Raw genomic sequence first — 12,710 nt, forward strand, 5'->3', positions numbered from 1 at the left:
AAAAAAAACCACTGCCCACCAGAGGCAGCACCTCAAAAACCGTGAGGCCAATACCGTGATCCAGACCCTGAACCATCTTCCACACCCCCCTGAAGATGCGGCCGCACTCGCCGCGCATTTCACCGACCTGGCGCCGCCGCTCAATGCCCGGCAAGCCCAACTGGAAGCCTCGCGCTGCCTCTACTGCTACGACGCACCGTGCGTTAACGCATGCCCCAGCGAGATCGATATCCCCTCGTTCATCCGCAATATCCACACCGAAAACGTCCAGGGCGCCGCGCAGAAAATCCTCTCGGCGAATATCCTCGGCGGCAGTTGCGCCCGGGTCTGCCCGACGGAAATCCTTTGCCAGCAAGCCTGTGTGCGCAACAACGCCGAAGAATGCGCCCCGGTGCTGATTGGCCTGCTGCAGCGTTACGCCGTGGACAACGCGCACTTCAGCGAGCACCCGTTCCAGCGCGCCGCGCCCACCGGCAAGCGCATCGCCGTGGTCGGCGCCGGGCCTGCGGGGTTGTCCTGCGCCCATCGCAGCGCCCTGCACGGTCACGACGTGGTGATTTTCGAAGCCCGGGAAAAAGCCGGTGGCCTGAATGAATACGGGATCGCCAAGTACAAACTGGTGGATGACTTCGCGCAAAAGGAACTGGATTTCCTCCTGCAAATCGGCGGCATTGAAATCCGCCACGGCCAGCGCCTGGGCGACAACCTGACCTTGAGCGAGTTGCACCAGCAATTCGATGCGGTGTTCCTTGGCCTCGGCCTGGCCGCCAGCAAACAGCTCGGCCTGCCTCACGAAGATGCGCCCGGCCTGCTCGCCGCCACCGACTACATCCGCGAACTGCGCCAGGCCGATGACCTCAGCCAACTGCCCCTGGCCGACCGCTGCATCGTCCTCGGCGCCGGCAACACCGCTATCGACATGGCCGTGCAAATGGCCCGCCTCGGTGCCCGTGACGTGAATCTGGTGTACCGCCGTGGCCTGACCGAAATGGGCGCCACTGGCCACGAACAGGACATCGCCAAAGCCAACCAGGTTCGCCTGCTGACCTGGGCCCAGCCCGAAGAGGTGCTGCTCGACGATCAGGGCCATGTGCGCGGCATGCGTTTCGCCCGCACCCGCCTGGTGGATGGCCGCCTGCAAGCCACCGGCGAGACCTTCGAACTGGCCGCCGACGCGATCTTCAAGGCCATCGGCCAGGGCTTCGATGACGCGGCGCTGCACGACCCGCTGGCGCACCAACTGCAACGCCAGGGCGATCGTATCTTCGTCAACGAACAGCTGCGCACCAGCATCCCCGGTGTGTATGCCGGTGGCGATTGCGTCAGCCTCGGCCAGGACCTCACCGTCCAGGCCGTGCAACACGGCAAGCTGGCCGCTGAAGCCATGCACGCCCAACTCATGCTGAATGTGGAGGCTGCGTAATGGCCGATCTCTCGATTGTGTTCGCCGGCATCAAAGCCCCCAATCCATTCTGGCTGGCCTCCGCGCCGCCCACCGACAAGGCCTACAACGTGGTCCGCGCCTTTGAAGCCGGCTGGGGCGGCGTGGTCTGGAAAACCCTCGGCGAAGACCCGGCCGCGGTCAACGTCTCGTCGCGTTACTCGGCGCACTTTGGCGCCAACCGTGAAGTGCTCGGCATCAACAACATCGAGCTGATCACCGACCGTTCCCTGGAGATCAACCTGCGGGAAATCACCCAGGTGAAAAAGGACTGGCCCGACCGCGCGCTGATCGTGTCGCTGATGGTGCCGTGCGTTGAAGAGTCGTGGAAACACATCCTGCCGCTGGTGGAAGCCACCGGTTGCGACGGTATCGAGCTGAACTTCGGCTGCCCCCACGGCATGCCGGAACGCGGCATGGGCGCAGCGGTGGGCCAGGTGCCGGAGTACGTGGAACAGGTGACCCGCTGGTGCAAGACCTATTGCTCGCTGCCGGTGATCGTCAAGCTCACGCCAAACATCACCGACATTCGCGTGGCGGCCCGGGCGGCGTATCGCGGCGGTGCGGATGCGGTATCGCTGATCAACACCATCAACTCCATCACCAGTGTCGACCTGGAGCGCATGGTCGCCCTGCCAATGGTCGGCACCCAAAGCACTCACGGTGGCTACTGCGGCTCGGCGGTGAAACCGATTGCCTTGAACATGGTGGCGGAGATTGCCCGGGACCCGCAGACACAAGGCTTGCCGATCTGCGGGATTGGCGGGATCGGCAGCTGGCGCGATGCGGCGGAGTTCGTCGCGCTGGGCTGCGGCGCGGTGCAGGTGTGCACGGCGGCGATGCTGCACGGGTTTCGGATCGTCGAAGAGATGAAGGACGGGCTGTCGCGGTGGATGGACAGCCAGGGCTACAGCAGCCTGCAGGAGTTTTCCGGGCGGGCGGTGGGCAATACGACGGATTGGAAGTACCTGGATATCAACTATCAGGTGATCGCCAAGATCGATCAGGAAGCCTGTATTGGCTGCGGGCGCTGCCATATTGCCTGTGAAGACACATCGCACCAGGCGATCGCCAGCTTGAAGCAGGCGGATGGAACGCATAAGTACGAGGTGATTGATGATGAGTGCGTGGGGTGCAACCTGTGCCAGATCACCTGCCCGGTGGCGGACTGTATCGAAATGGTGCCGGTGGACACCGGGAAGCCGTTTTTGAACTGGACGCAGGATCCGCGCAATCCCTACCGGGAAGCGGTGTAGGCCTTTAGATCGCTATCGCAGGCAAGCCAGCTCCCACACTTGGAATGCATTCCCCTGTGGGAGCTGGCTTGCCTGCGATGAGGCCCTCAATGTCACGATAAGGCTCAAGGCTCCAACCCGATCCCCCGCAGGATCACACTCGTCACCGTCTGCACCGCCCGCTCAAACTGCATGTCCGACAACGGCTGATGGTCATTCAGGATTTTCACCTGATGATCAAAGTCGGCGTAGTGCTGGGTCGAGGCCCAGATCATATACAGCAGGCTCGACGGTTCCACTGGCAGGATGCGTTTGTCTTCCACCCACTGGCGAATCTTCGCTTCCTTCATCTTGGCCCAGTCGTACAGGCTCACGTCCAGCGCCTCACCGAGGGTCGGCGCGCCGTGGATGATTTCATTCGCCCAGACTTTCGAACCGTAAGGCCGGCTGCGGGAGTGCTGCATCTTGGCGCGGATGTAGCTGCTGAGCACTACCCGTGGGTCATCGAACATCTCGAAGCACAAGGCGTCCTGCTTCCACACTTCCAGCAGGTCGAACAATACCGCGCTGTACAGCTCGCTCTTGGTGCTGAAGTAGTAATGCAGGTTGGAGCGCGGCAGCTGCACTTCTTCAGCGATGTCGGCCATGGCGGTGCTGCCATAACCCTTCTCGGCGAAGACCTTTTCAGCCGCCAGCAGAATCTTTTCGACGTTGACCCGACGAATACCGATCTTGTGATTGCCCATACGGGCTCCCTGACAACAACATGGCATCAAGACTACCATCCGCTCCAGTCCGCGCGACACGCCACTGTGAAACTTCGTACAAGAACCTTCCCCGTGGAAACCGGATTGGTTAGCATCGCCATCCCCTCGAAGGATCCTCTCCATGACTATCCGACAGCGAGACGCGTGCGACGACCCGGTGCTTGGCGCACTGTGGGAACGCTCGGTGCGCGCCACCCACGACTTTCTCAGCGAAGACGACATCCAGCGCCTGCTGCCCCTGGTGCGCGACTGCTACCTGCCGATGCCCGCACTTGAAGTGTGGGTGTACGAAGACGCCCAGGGCATTGCCGGCTTTGTCGGCACCGGCGGCAATAACGTAGAGATGCTGTTTATCGACCCGAGCCGACGCGGCCAGGGCATCGGCCGCCAGTTGCTGGACTTTGTGCGTGCCCGCCACGACACCCTGCGGGTGGATGTGAACGAACAGAATCCACAAGCCGTGGGTTTCTACCTGCACTATGGTTTTACCCGGACCGGCCGCTCGCCCGTCGACGGCGAAGGCAAGCCCTTCCCCTTGTTGCACATGGCTCTACCGAACGACTGACTCTCACCTGAAGGTATTGAACAATGTTGATCAAGAAGACCCTCACCACCGTCGCCCTGCTCGCCTCCCTGCTGGGCGCCTCGGCCGCGTTTGCCCACGCCCACCTGAAAAGCGCGGAGCCTGCCGCCGACAGCAGCGTCACCGCCCCCAAGGACCTGCGCCTGACCTTCTCCGAAGGCGTTGAAGCGACCTTCACCAAGGTGTCCCTGAGCAAGGACGGCACTGAAGTGGCGATCAAAGGCCTGGAAACCCCGGACGCCGACAAGAAAGTGCTGGTGGTGACACCGGCCGCACCGTTGGCCGCCGGCACCTACAAAGTGGTGTGGAACGCCGTCTCGGTGGATACCCACAAGAGCAACGGTGAATACAGCTTCAAGGTCGGCCAATAATCCATGGCCACCCTGCTGGTGCTGTGCCGCTTCCTGCATTTCATCGTGGTGCTGTTGATGTTCGGGGCCTGTGTGTTCAGGCCCTGGTTGCTGGGCGCGGGGCCGCAACCGCTGCTGGACCGCCACCTGTTGCGCATCACCCAAGGGTTGGCGTGGCTGGCACTGGTGTCGGGGGTGGCGTGGCTGCTGTTGATCAGCGCGAGCATGGCCGGTGTCGGGCTGGGCGCGCTGGAGTGGTCGACGGTGCAGTTGGTGCTGGGTAAAACCTTTTTCGGCCAGGTCTGGACCTGGCACCTGGTGCTGAACGTGCTGCTGGTGCTCGCCCTGATGACGCCGTGGAAGGCGGTGCGCCTGCCGCTCTGCGCATTGTTGCTGGCGACGCTCGCACCGGTGGGCCATGGCGCCATGCTCAATGGCCTGGCCGGGCAATTGCTGATCCTCAACCAAGTGGTGCACCTGGTGTGCGTCGGTGCCTGGCTGGGTGGCTTGCTCATGCTGGTGTTGATCCTCAGGCAATCGTCCCGCTATCCGTTGGAGCCGATCCTGCAGCGCTTCAGCGGCGTCGGTTATGGCCTGGTCACGGGATTGCTGGTGACCGGCCTGATCAACGTGCGCGTCCTCACCGGGCAGTTCTGGCCAACGCCATTGTTCAGCGGGTTCGCCCTGATCCTGCTGATCAAGGTACTACTGGTATTCGGCATGCTCGCGCTGGCGCTGTTGAACCGCCTGCGGATCCATAACTGTGAGCAGCGACTGCCAGCGTTGAAGGCCAGCGTGAGGCTGGAACTGTTACTAGGTGTTTCAGCGGTAGCCGCCGTTTCGTTGCTTGGCACCTTGCCGCCCATGGTTCTGAACGGCTGAAAAAAATAGCCCGGGCACGCTCAATGTGGGAGCTGGCTTGCCTGCGATACAGGCAACTCGGTCTTTCAGGTACACCGAGGTGATGCCATCGCAGGCAAGCCGGCTCCTACATTTGATCGGTGGCGCGACCAAAGTCATCGTATAACTTTCGATTGACAACCCCCTGAAACCCCGCAAATATCGCCCCCAATGTTGTACGACAACGTATAACAAAAAATAAAAACAACAAAAGACAAGGGAGCGTCACTGTGAGCCAACACGTCCGCCATTTCTCCTGCACCACCCGCTTCGCCGCCATCGGTTTGAGCAGCCTGGCCTTCACCCTCCCCGTTACCGCCTCGGCAGAAGGCTTCATCGACGACGCCAAAGCCACGCTCAACCTGCGCAACGCTTACTTCAACCGCAACTTCACCAACGCCGCTCACCCGCAGGCCAAGGCCGAAGAGTGGACGCAAAGTTTTATCCTCGACGCCAAGTCCGGCTTCACCCAGGGCACCGTCGGTTTCGGCCTGGACGTGCTGGGCCTGTACTCGCAGAAACTCGATGGTGGCAAAGGCACCGCCGGTACCCAGTTGTTGCCGACCGGCAGCGATGGCCGCCCCGCCGACAATTTCGGCCGCCTGGGCGTGGCGCTGAAAACCCGGTTGTCGAAGACCGAATTGAAAGTCGGCGAATGGATGCCGGTGCTGCCGATCCTGCGTTCGGATGACGGCCGCTCGCTGCCGCAAACCTTCCGTGGCGGCCAGGTCACTTCCAGCGAGATTGCCGGCCTGACCCTGTACGGCGGCCAGTTCCGCGGCAACAGCCCGCGCAACGACGCGAGCATGGATGACATGTTCCTCAACGGCAAAGCCGCGTTCACCTCCGACCGGTTCAACTTCGGCGGCGGCGAATACACCTTCAACGACAAACGCACCCAGGTAGGCGTGTGGTACGCCGAACTCAGCGACATCTACCAGCAACAGTATTTCAACCTGACCCACAGCCAGCCCGTGGGCGACTGGACCCTGGGCGCCAACCTCGGTTATTTCACCGGCAAGGAAGACGGCAAGGCCCTGGCCGGCGACCTCGACAACAAAACCGCGTTCGCCCTGCTTTCGGCCAAATACAAAGGCAACAGCTTCTATATCGGCCTGCAGAAACTCACCGGCGACAGCGCCTGGATGCGGGTCAACGGCACCAGCGGCGGCACCCTGGCCAACGACAGCTATAACGCGAGCTACGACAACGCCAAGGAGAAATCCTGGCAGGTGCGGCACGACTTCAACTTCGTGGTACTGGGCATTCCCGGGCTGACCATGATGAACCGCTACATCAGCGGCGATAACGTGCACACCGGGGCGATCACCAATGGCAAGGAATGGGGCCGTGAGTCGGAACTGGCCTACACCGTGCAGAGCGGTGCGCTGAAGGACCTGAATGTGCGCTGGCGCAACGCAACGATGCGCCGGGATTTCAGTACCAACGAGTTTGATGAAAACCGGATATTCATCAGTTACCCGCTGTCGTTGCTATAGCGGTTTACACACAACAGGAAAGGCTCTTGTGGCGAGGGAGCTGGCTGTAGTGAGGGAGCTTGCTGTGGCGAGGGAGCTTGCTCCCGCTGGAGTGCGAAGCGCTCCCAGGATTTTGGGGCTGCTGCGCACCCCAGCGGGAGCAAGCTCCCTCGCCACAGGAAGCGATGACCCTCTATCAACTTCGACCAATAGCGCGTTGACAAGTGTAGGAAAGCCTAACGATACTTCGGATTAGTCATACGACAACCTACAACAATAACGGGACCACCATGACCACCACAACCGCTCCTACCCCGTTCAACCGCTTGCTGCTCACCGGCGCCGCCGGTGGCCTGGGCAAAGTCTTGCGCGAACGGCTGCGCCCTTACGCCAAGGTGCTACGCCTGTCGGATATCGCCGACATGGCCCCGGCCACTGATGACAGCGAAGAAGTATTGCCTTGCGATCTGTCCGACAAACAAGCGGTGCACCAACTGGTGGAAGGCGTCGACGCGATCCTGCATTTCGGCGGCGTGTCGGTGGAGCGCTCCTTCGAGGAAGTGCTGGGTGCGAACATCTGCGGGATTTTCCACATCTATGAAGCCGCCCGCCGTCACGGGGTCAAGCGGGTGATCTTCGCCAGCTCCAACCACGTGATCGGCTTCTATAAGCAGGACGAAGCCCTCGACGCCCACTCCCCCCGCCGCCCGGACAGTTACTACGGCCTGTCCAAGTCCTATGGCGAGGACATGGCCAGTTTCTACTTCGACCGCTATGGCATCGAAACCGTCAGCATCCGTATCGGCTCCTCGTTTCCGGAACCCCAGAACCGCCGGATGATGCACACCTGGCTGAGCTTCGACGACCTGACCCAATTGCTCGAACGCTCGCTGTACACACCGAACGTCGGCCACACCGTGGTGTACGGCATGTCGGACAACCTCGATGTGTGGTGGGACAACCGCTTCGCCGCGCACCTGGGGTTCACTCCGCGTGACAGCTCCGAAGTGTTCCGCAAACAGGTGGAAGCCCAACCGCTGCCCGCGGCCGACGACCCGGCGCGGGTCTACCAGGGCGGCGCGTTTTGTGCGGCCGGCCCGTTCGGCGACTGACCACAGACCAACCCAAGGGAATGAGTGGCCATGCAAGCAGAACTGATTGTCGACGCCCGCAACGCGGTGGGTGAATGCCCGGTGTGGGTGCCCAGGGAAAACGCCCTGTACTGGGTGGATATTCCCAACGGCGAACTGCAACGCTGGAGCGCCGCCAGCGGCCAGGTGCAGGCCTGGAAAACCCAACAGATGCTCGCCTGCATCGCGCGTACCGACGCAGGCAATTGGGTCGCAGGCATGGAGACCGGCTTTTTCCAGCTGACGCCCCACAACGACGGCAGGCTCGACACTGCGCTCCTGGCCAACGTCGAGCACGCCCGCCCGGACATGCGCCTGAACGACGGCCGCTGTGATCGCCAGGGCCGGTTCTGGGCCGGCAGCATGGTGCTCAACATGGGCGCCAATGCTGCCGAAGGCGCCCTGTACCGCGTTGAGCACGGCCAGCCCGTGCACACCGCACTCAACGGTTTCATCACGCCCAACGGCCTGGCCTTCAGCCCCGACGGGCGCACGATGTACCTCTCGGATTCACACCCGCTGATCCAGCACATCTGGGCCTTCGACTACGACATCGACAGCGGCACGCCGTCCAACCGCCGGTTGTTTGTGGACATGCACCAGTTCCTCGGCCGCCCCGACGGTGCTGCCGTGGACGCCGAAGGTTGCTACTGGATCTGTGCCAACGACGCCGGGCTGGTGCACCGTTTTACCCCCGACGGTCGCCTCGACCGTTCCCTGGCCGTACCGGTAAAAAAACCCACCATGTGCGCCTTCGGCGGCAGCCGGATGGACACCCTGTTCGTCACCTCGATCCGCGACGATCACAGCCCGCACTCCCTCGCCGGCGGCGTCTTCGCCCTCAACCCTGGCGTACAAGGAATGCCGGAACCCAGCTTCATCCTCTAGCTGCATCGCTGTGCCTTGAACAAAACAATAACAAGACTGGAGAGACACCCCATGGACTTCAAACGCACCTTGCTCGCCGCTGCACTCCCGTTCGCTTTTACCCTCGGCAGCGCCGCCCACGCGCTGGAAATCAAATTCGCCGACATCCACCCCGCCGGCTATCCCACCGTGGTAGCCGAAGAACAACTGGGTAAAACCCTGGTCGCTGAAAGCAAGGGCGGCCTGACCTTCAAGATGTTCCCCGGCGGCGTGCTGGGTTCGGAAAAGGAAGTGGTCGAGCAGGCCCAGGTCGGCGCAATCCAGATGGCCCGGGTCAGCCTCGGCATCGTCGGGCCGGTGGTGCCGGACGTGAACGTGTTCAACATGCCGTTCGTGTTCCGTGACCAGGTGCACATGCGCAAGGTCATCGACGGTGAGATTGGTGATGAGATCCTCGCCAAGATCACCGACTCGGAATTCAACCTGGTGGCCCTCGCCTGGATGGACGGCGGCACGCGCAACATCTACACCAAGAAACCAGTGCGCAAGATCGAAGACCTCAAGGGCATGAAGATCCGCGTGCAGGGCAACCCGATCTTCATCGAAACCATCAACGCCATGGGCGGCAACGGCATTGCCATGGACACCGGCGAGATCTTCAGTGCCCTGCAGACCGGGGTGATCGATGGCGCGGAAAACAACCCGCCCACCCTGCTGGAACACAACCACTACCAGAACGCCAAGTTCTACAGCCTCACCGGCCACCTTATCCTGCCCGAGCCCATCGTGATGTCGAAAATCACCTGGAACAAGCTCACCCCCGAGCAACAGGTGCTGGTGAAAAACACCGCCAAGGCCGCGCAGATCCAGGAGCGTGAACTGTGGGACGCCAAGTCCGCCAGCAGTGAAGCCAAACTCAAGGCCGCCGGTGTGGAGTTCATCGACATCGACAAAAAACCGTTCTATGAGGCCACCGCCTCGATCCGCGACAAGTACGGCGCGCCTTACGCCGACCTGATCAAGCGCATCGAAGCCGTCGAGTAACCCGCCCTCCCCTTATAGAAAAGGCCCGGCGCGGTCAGCACCGACGCGCCCGGTCACGGTGAACGCCATGAAGAATTTACTGCTGCGCATCAACGACCGCATTTACATGAGCTGCATCTGGGTCGCCGGCCTCGCCGTTCTCGGTGTCGCCCTGATCATCCCCTGGGGCATCTTCGCCCGTTACGTGCTCGGCACCGGCTCAAGCTGGCCGGAGCCCACCGCCATCCTGCTGATGCTGGTGTTCACCTTTGTCGGCGCCGCCGCCAGTTACCGCGCCGGGGCGCACATGTCGGTGGCCATGGTCACCGACCGCCTGCCACCGGGCCAACGCAAAGTCGTTGGCATCGCCTCGCAACTGTTGATGGGCACCATCTGCCTGTTCATGGCGATCTGGGGCACCAAGTTGTGCCTGTCCACCTGGAACCAGTTCATGAGCGCCATGCCGACCTTGCGGGTGGGCATCACCTATATGCCGATCCCGATTGGCGGCTTGCTCACGCTGATTTTTGTGCTGGAAAAACTCCTGCTCGGTGACCAGAGCAACCGTCGGGTCGTGCGCTTCGACCTGGTTGAAGAAAGTGAAGGGGCTGCCTGAATGGACGCATTGATTCTGTTGGGCAGCTTTATCGCTTTGATCCTGATCGGCATGCCGGTAGCTTATGCCCTGGGGCTTTCTGCGCTGATCGGCGCGTGGTGGATCGACATTCCGTTCCAGGCCCTGATGATTCAGGTGGCCGGCGGGGTGAACAAATTTTCGCTGATGGCGATCCCGTTCTTCGTGCTGGCCGGGGCGATCATGGCCGAGGGCGGCATGTCGCGCCGGCTGGTGGCGTTTGCCGGGGTGCTGGTGGGGTTTGTGCGTGGCGGCTTGTCCCTGGTGAACATCATGGCCTCGACGTTTTTCGGGGCGATCTCCGGCTCGTCGGTGGCCGATACCGCCTCCGTGGGTTCGGTGCTGATTCCGGAAATGGAACGCCAGGGGTATCCCCGCGAATTCGCCACCGCCGTCACCGTGAGCGGCTCGGTGCAGGCGTTGCTGACGCCACCCAGCCACAACTCGGTGCTCTATTCCCTGGCGGCTGGCGGCACGGTATCCATCGCCTCGCTGTTCATGGCTGGCGTGGTTCCGGGCCTGCTGATGAGCGCCTGCCTGATGGTGCTGTGCCTGATCTTCGCGAAAAAGCGCAACTACCCCAAAGGCGAAGTGATCCCCCTGAAACAGGCGCTGAAAATCTGTGCCGAAGCCCTGTGGGGCCTGATGGCCATGGTGATCATCCTCGGCGGGATTCTGTCGGGCATCTTCACCGCCACCGAGTCGGCGGCGATTGCGGTGCTGTGGGCGTTCTTCGTGACCATGTTCATCTACCGCGACTACAAGTGGAGCGAGTTGCCCAAGCTGATGCACCGCACGGTGCGCACCATTTCCATCGTGATGATCCTGATCGCGTTCGCCGCCAGCTTCGGCTACATCATGACCCTGATGCAGATCCCGGCGAAGATCACCACGATGTTCCTGACCCTCTCGGACAACCGTTACGTGATCCTGATGTGCATCAACGCCATGCTACTGTTGCTGGGCACGGTGATGGACATGGCGCCGCTGATTCTGATCCTCACGCCGATTTTGCTGCCGGTGGTCCTGGGCATTGGCGTCGACCCGGTGCACTTCGGCATGATCATGCTGGTGAACCTGGGGATCGGCCTGATCACCCCGCCGGTGGGCGCGGTACTGTTTGTGGGGGCGGCGGTGGGCAAGGTCAGCATCGAGAAGACCGTGAAGGCATTGCTGCCGTTTTATGGCGTGCTGTTCCTGGTGCTGATGGCCGTGACCTACATTCCGGCGTTGTCGTTGTGGTTGCCGGGGTTGGTGCTATAAGCCCCACACTGTGTGTAGCGAGGGAGCTTGCTCCCTCACCACAACACGCTCACCTGCCACAGAAGCATTCATCATCCAATAGGTCTGCTGACACTCATGATGCTTGAACTCGAAGACAACCTGACCCACCTGACGCTCTCGCCAGCGTTCGGCGGGAGTATCGTCAACTGGACCGTGCGCAGCAGCGGCCAGCCCTTGCTGCGCCACACCGATCAACAGGCGTTGGCCAGCGGCCTGCCGGGCAAGCTGGGGTGCTTCCCGCTGGCACCCTGGTCAAACCGGGTGGCCGAGGGTGGCTTTGTTAACCCTGCCGGATGGCTGGCCCTTGAGCCCAACAGCCCGCTGGACCCGTTGCCGATTCATGGCAGTGCCTGGCAACAGGCGTGGCAAGTGGTCCGTCAGTCGACAGACGAGGCGGTGCTGCAACTGGACAGCACCATACCGTTTGCGTATCGCGCCGAGCAGCGCTTTCAGTTGAGGGACGGCCGGTTGAGCATCACCCTGCGCGTCACGCACCTGGCGGAAAAAGCCGCGTGGCACGGGCTTGGATTGCATCCGTATCTGCCCCGCAGGCCGGGAACGCAGTTGCAGGCCAAGGCTTCGCAGGTGTGGATGAGTGACGCAACGAAACTGCCGACGGAGCTCGCTACCGTGCCCATCGAGTGGGATTTCCAACGGCTGAAGTTGTTGCCCGAGACGCTGGTGGATAACGGTTTTTGCCAATGGGACGGGCATTGCCTGATCCAGCAGCCAGACCTGGGTTACACCCTGGAATGCCAGGCCACCGGCAGCGACTACTACCTGCTGTATTGCCCGCCGGGGCTGGATTTTTTCTGCTTCGAGCCGGTGAGTCATCCGGTGAATGCCCATCACCTGCCGGGCAGGCCGGGGCTGAAGTTGCTGGAGCAAGGACAGTCGGCAGAACTGGGTTTCAGCCTGCAATACAGCCCCCTCTAACCACACACACACCCATGTAGGAGCTGGCTTGCCTGCGATGCGGGCAACCCGGTCTTTCAGGTACACCGAGGTGATGCCATCG

At 61.9% G+C, this 12,710-nt stretch carries 13 protein-coding genes; 12 read left to right on the forward strand and 1 reads right to left on the reverse strand.

What is annotated here, in order from left to right:
* Positions 1-55: 55 nt before the first annotated feature.
* On the forward strand, positions 56-1,423 hold the full coding sequence (locus JFV30_RS18420) for an FAD-dependent oxidoreductase (RefSeq protein WP_201124843.1): 1,368 nt from the start codon (positions 56-58) through the stop codon (positions 1,421-1,423).
* Positions 1,423-2,697, forward strand: a complete 1,275-nt coding sequence (gene preA, locus JFV30_RS18425; protein ID WP_201124844.1) for an NAD-dependent dihydropyrimidine dehydrogenase subunit PreA — start codon at positions 1,423-1,425, stop codon at positions 2,695-2,697. The genes JFV30_RS18420 and preA overlap by 1 nt, the downstream gene beginning before the upstream one ends.
* A 104-nt stretch (positions 2,698-2,801) precedes the next feature.
* Here the strand turns inward: preA and JFV30_RS18430 are convergent, their stop codons facing one another.
* Positions 2,802-3,422 (reverse strand): TetR/AcrR family transcriptional regulator, encoded by a 621-nt coding sequence (locus JFV30_RS18430; RefSeq protein WP_003207828.1) that lies wholly within the window; start codon positions 3,420-3,422, stop codon positions 2,802-2,804.
* Positions 3,423-3,564: 142 nt separating this feature from the next.
* Between JFV30_RS18430 and JFV30_RS18435 the strand changes: the two genes are divergently transcribed.
* The 10 genes from JFV30_RS18435 (at position 3,565) to JFV30_RS18480 (ending at position 12,628) form a co-directional block, all read left to right on the forward strand.
* On the forward strand, positions 3,565-4,008 hold the full coding sequence (locus tag JFV30_RS18435; protein WP_169389173.1) for a GNAT family N-acetyltransferase: 444 nt from the start codon (positions 3,565-3,567) through the stop codon (positions 4,006-4,008).
* Between the two features lie 23 nt (positions 4,009-4,031).
* Complete coding sequence (gene copC, locus JFV30_RS18440; RefSeq protein WP_201124845.1) at positions 4,032-4,397, forward strand: copper homeostasis periplasmic binding protein CopC; 366 nt, start codon at positions 4,032-4,034, stop codon at positions 4,395-4,397.
* 3 nt (positions 4,398-4,400) lie between these two features.
* A complete protein-coding gene (copD, locus tag JFV30_RS18445) occupies positions 4,401-5,258 on the forward strand; it encodes a copper homeostasis membrane protein CopD (protein ID WP_201124846.1) in 858 nt (285 codons plus the stop codon).
* 248 nt (positions 5,259-5,506) lie between these two features.
* Positions 5,507-6,775: an OprD family outer membrane porin gene (locus JFV30_RS18450; RefSeq protein WP_201124847.1), complete on the forward strand. Its 1,269-nt coding sequence runs from the start codon at positions 5,507-5,509 to the stop codon at positions 6,773-6,775.
* 269 nt (positions 6,776-7,044) lie between these two features.
* Positions 7,045-7,866, forward strand: a complete 822-nt coding sequence (locus JFV30_RS18455) for an NAD-dependent epimerase/dehydratase family protein (RefSeq protein WP_010166800.1) — start codon at positions 7,045-7,047, stop codon at positions 7,864-7,866.
* Between the two features lie 30 nt (positions 7,867-7,896).
* Positions 7,897-8,772 carry an SMP-30/gluconolactonase/LRE family protein gene (locus JFV30_RS18460; protein WP_201124848.1) on the forward strand — a complete coding sequence of 292 codons (876 nt, stop codon included), beginning with the start codon at positions 7,897-7,899 and terminating at the stop codon, positions 8,770-8,772.
* A 51-nt stretch (positions 8,773-8,823) separates the two neighbouring features.
* Positions 8,824-9,795 (forward strand): TRAP transporter substrate-binding protein, encoded by a 972-nt coding sequence (locus JFV30_RS18465; protein WP_201124849.1) that lies wholly within the window; start codon positions 8,824-8,826, stop codon positions 9,793-9,795.
* A gap of 67 nt (positions 9,796-9,862) precedes the next feature.
* Positions 9,863-10,390, forward strand: a complete 528-nt coding sequence (locus JFV30_RS18470; RefSeq protein WP_201124850.1) for a TRAP transporter small permease — start codon at positions 9,863-9,865, stop codon at positions 10,388-10,390.
* Positions 10,391-11,671 carry a TRAP transporter large permease gene (locus JFV30_RS18475; RefSeq protein WP_201124851.1) on the forward strand — a complete coding sequence of 427 codons (1,281 nt, stop codon included), beginning with the start codon at positions 10,391-10,393 and terminating at the stop codon, positions 11,669-11,671. It begins immediately after the preceding gene.
* A 96-nt stretch (positions 11,672-11,767) separates the two neighbouring features.
* Positions 11,768-12,628 (forward strand): aldose 1-epimerase, encoded by an 861-nt coding sequence (locus tag JFV30_RS18480; RefSeq protein WP_201124852.1) that lies wholly within the window; start codon positions 11,768-11,770, stop codon positions 12,626-12,628.
* Positions 12,629-12,710 lie beyond the last annotated feature (82 nt).

It is taken from the genome of Pseudomonas sp. TH32 (assembly GCF_016650855.1).
In the GTDB taxonomy this organism is placed as follows: Bacteria; Pseudomonadota; Gammaproteobacteria; order Pseudomonadales; family Pseudomonadaceae; genus Aquipseudomonas.

Bases quoted from the DNA above. Each gene is read 5' to 3' on its own strand.
- preA (WP_201124844.1), top strand. From the start codon at position 1,423: ATGGCCGATCTCTCGATTGTGTTCGCCGGCATCAAAGCCCCCAATCCA.
- JFV30_RS18430 (WP_003207828.1), bottom strand. From the start codon at position 3,422: ATGGGCAATCACAAGATCGGTATTCGTCGGGTCAACGTCGAAAAGATT.
- JFV30_RS18435 (WP_169389173.1), top strand. From the start codon at position 3,565: ATGACTATCCGACAGCGAGACGCGTGCGACGACCCGGTGCTTGGCGCA.
- copC (WP_201124845.1), top strand. From the start codon at position 4,032: ATGTTGATCAAGAAGACCCTCACCACCGTCGCCCTGCTCGCCTCCCTG.
- copD (WP_201124846.1), top strand. From the start codon at position 4,401: ATGGCCACCCTGCTGGTGCTGTGCCGCTTCCTGCATTTCATCGTGGTG.
- JFV30_RS18455 (WP_010166800.1), top strand. From the start codon at position 7,045: ATGACCACCACAACCGCTCCTACCCCGTTCAACCGCTTGCTGCTCACC.
- JFV30_RS18460 (WP_201124848.1), top strand. From the start codon at position 7,897: ATGCAAGCAGAACTGATTGTCGACGCCCGCAACGCGGTGGGTGAATGC.
- JFV30_RS18465 (WP_201124849.1), top strand. From the start codon at position 8,824: ATGGACTTCAAACGCACCTTGCTCGCCGCTGCACTCCCGTTCGCTTTT.
- JFV30_RS18470 (WP_201124850.1), top strand. From the start codon at position 9,863: ATGAAGAATTTACTGCTGCGCATCAACGACCGCATTTACATGAGCTGC.
- JFV30_RS18475 (WP_201124851.1), top strand. From the start codon at position 10,391: ATGGACGCATTGATTCTGTTGGGCAGCTTTATCGCTTTGATCCTGATC.
- JFV30_RS18480 (WP_201124852.1), top strand. From the start codon at position 11,768: ATGATGCTTGAACTCGAAGACAACCTGACCCACCTGACGCTCTCGCCA.